The organism is Mesorhizobium sp. M7A.F.Ca.AU.002.02.1.1, assembly GCF_003998535.1.
In the GTDB taxonomy this organism is placed as follows: domain Bacteria; phylum Pseudomonadota; class Alphaproteobacteria; order Rhizobiales; family Rhizobiaceae; genus Mesorhizobium; species Mesorhizobium ciceri.
On the sequence record NZ_RZPB01000913.1, the window covers coordinates 1 to 2114 of the forward strand.

Consider the following 2114-nt stretch of genomic DNA (forward strand, 5'->3'; position numbering starts at 1 on the left):
GAAACGCCGATGAGAAAGGTCAGTGTCTTGCGATCAGGCAAAGCTGTCGCGCAGGCTGGTCGCGGTGCCGGTGAAGCGACCGCGCACCACACCGACGACCGCTCCGAGCACCAGCCAGAACACCAGATTGGTCACGGTCACCGCCACCACGAACTGGTGATGCAGCCCTTCCGGAATCGCCGTCTCGTAACTGTCGGGCTGCGGTGCCCCGACAACATGCGGTGCGACGATCAAAAGGACGGCAAGGATCGCCAGCGGCAGCGACTTGCGGAACGCGATCAGGCCGAGACCGGCAGCGGTTGCCGCCACCGTTGCCCACCACCAGATCTGGCGCTGGGTGAGATCGGCGGCCGGCATGGCCGGCAGTTCCGGCGGCAGGCCGAGGCCCGGCGCCAGCGTGAACACGGCAAAGCCGGCCAAGCCCCAGAACACGCCCTGGCGCCAACCACCGATACCGCCGGCGAATTCGGAAACCGCGACCAGGATCAACCCGAAGCCGATGCCGGTGACGATGTTGGCAAGCACGCTGAAGGCGAAACGCTCGAAACCGTCTGCCGGCGCCCAGCCCTCGTCTTCCGCCGCAGCAGTCGCTTCGGCAGGGGCCGGAGCGGCTGTGCTCATGGCATTGCTATCCGTTGCTGCCGGAGCGGCATGGTCATGGTGATGCCCGCCGCCCGCCTGTTCGTAGACTTCCGCCTTCAGGATCAGCGGCACGGTCGCATAGGCCTGCATGCAGGCGAGAACGACGCCGGCCACGAGCCCTGCGATCGCCGCGATGAACACGACGTTGCGAAACAGGTTCATGATGTCAGCCCCTCGTCAGTGGCAGGGAAACGCCATCGAATGGCGATAGTCGTGAGCCGCATTGTGGACCGCATCGATATGCGAGAAGCCGACAAAGCCCATCACGAAAATGCCGAGCAGCGCGGCGAGCGCAAGCTGCATGAAGCGCGACTGCGAGGAGACGGAAGCGCCGAGGGAGACGGAAGCGGTAGTCATGTCTTGTCCTTTCGCCCTCCACCCGAGGGCATCGAAGTCAGTTTCCTGTCGCCGGCAGGTCTCCTGGCTCACGGATCAGCGTCCTTCCCCACCTTCCCGAAGAAAAATCTTCAGTGGCATATGGAGAGGACTACCGCACACAGTTGCGGGGGCAGCCACGGCATTGGGCGAAATCCGCCCTTACCGCATTCCCTCTTGGCTCCAAAATGGAACCGGCGACACCGGCGACTATAGGCAGAATCCTCGCGTCCGGCAAACCAAATTCCGCCGGCGACCGTTGCGAATGCGCCATGAAGGTCAAAGCGATTTCGGCAGATAGCGCCACGTCACGAAGCCGCAGACCGCCGCCAGCAGGCCGAGCGTGACGAACACCGAGCCCAGGCCGAAGAAGGCCAGCACCACCGAATAGACCAGCGGCGGCGTCAGCTCGGAAAAGTCGAGATAGGTGCGATAGACTGCCGCCATCTGCGATCTTTCATAGGAGCGCACCGAGCGCATGAAGGCGGTCGAGCCGAGCGCGTCGAGTGCAATGGTGAAGAAGGCGCCGCAGAGCAGGAAGGCGCCGGTGAGCAGCGGCACGGTTTCGCCGACGAAGCCCGCCGCCAGAAGCGCGACCGACATGGCGAAATAGGCAAATGTCATGGTCCTGCGGCCGCCAAAGCGCTTTCCCGCCTTGCCCCAGAAAATCGCCATGAACAAAAGCGCGTTGCCGGCCGAAACCAGCAGGCCGCCGGCCAGCTTGCCCTCACCCGTAATGACCATGAACAGCGGCCCATAGACGAAGAACGTCGTCCAGAAACAGGAGCGCCCAAACGCGATCAGCCAGGCCAGCCTGAGCCTGGGCTGGGCGATGAAGCGGCCGATATTGGCGAGCGGATTGGCTGGTCGCGTCTTGCCGGGACGGATCGACGGGTTGTCGCCGAGCCGGTAGGTCCAGAACAATGCCAGCAAGGCTAACGCGAACACGGCCACCGCGCCATGCGCGGCATAGACGCCGAAGCGCGTGTAGAGGAAGATGCCGAGCGTCGGCCCACCGGTCCAGGCCAGCATCGACCACGCCATGCGCAGCGATTCGGCCTGCATGAAGTCGGTCTTGCGGATGTGGTCCATGATGT

3 protein-coding genes and 1 riboswitch are annotated in these 2114 nt (G+C 64.0%); all 3 genes read right to left on the reverse strand.

What is annotated here, in order from left to right; all coding sequences use genetic code 11:
• Positions 1-33: 33 nt before the first annotated feature.
• Positions 34-804, reverse strand: a complete 771-nt coding sequence (locus tag EN879_RS33190) for a CbtA family protein (RefSeq protein WP_013531118.1) — start codon at positions 802-804, stop codon at positions 34-36.
• 15 nt (positions 805-819) lie between these two features.
• Entirely contained in the window at positions 820-999 is a 180-nt protein-coding gene (locus EN879_RS33195; RefSeq protein WP_013531117.1) for a CbtB domain-containing protein, read from the reverse strand.
• A gap of 35 nt (positions 1000-1034) precedes the next feature.
• Positions 1035-1231, reverse strand: a riboswitch (cobalamin riboswitch).
• 65 nt (positions 1232-1296) lie between these two features.
• A partial coding sequence (locus tag EN879_RS33200; RefSeq protein ID WP_164774739.1) for an MFS transporter occupies positions 1297-2114 on the reverse strand: 818 nt, incomplete at its 5' end.

Coding starts and splice junctions, on each gene's coding strand:
- EN879_RS33190 (WP_013531118.1), bottom strand. CDS start 804: ATGAACCTGTTTCGCAACGTCGTGTTCATCGCGGCGATCGCAGGGCTC.
- EN879_RS33195 (WP_013531117.1), bottom strand. CDS start 999: ATGACTACCGCTTCCGTCTCCCTCGGCGCTTCCGTCTCCTCGCAGTCG.